Origin of the sequence: Pseudoalteromonas sp. GW168-MNA-CIBAN-0100, assembly GCF_040309225.1 — a bacterium.
In the GTDB taxonomy this organism is placed as follows: domain Bacteria; phylum Pseudomonadota; class Gammaproteobacteria; order Enterobacterales; family Alteromonadaceae; genus Pseudoalteromonas; species Pseudoalteromonas arctica.
The window spans coordinates 1-255 of the sequence record NZ_JBEOOL010000796.1 but is presented as its reverse complement, the minus strand read 5'-3'; the positions used below and the strand labels follow the sequence as shown (position 1 = coordinate 255).

Here is a 255-nt window from a genome sequence, read left to right as displayed (position 1 = left end):
GATATAGACCGTGAACAAGCGCTTATTCAAGGCATACCGCTGGATGAAGTGTTTAATGCGTTACAGATATATTTAGGCTCAGTGTATGTAAACGACTTCAATTTATTTGGCCGTACTTACCAAGTAAATGCGCAAGCTGACGCCGATTATCGCGTTGATCCAGAACAAATATTGCATTTAAAAGTACGTAATCGTGCGGGTAATATGGTGCCATTAGGCTCGGTGTTAACGGTAACTCCTACCATAGGCCCAGAC

1 protein-coding gene is annotated in these 255 nt (G+C 42.7%); it reads left to right on the top strand.

Going from position 1 to position 255, the window contains the following annotated elements:
- On the top strand, positions 1-255 hold a 255-nt coding region (locus tag AAEY62_RS23465), incomplete at both ends, for an efflux RND transporter permease subunit (protein ID WP_350636862.1).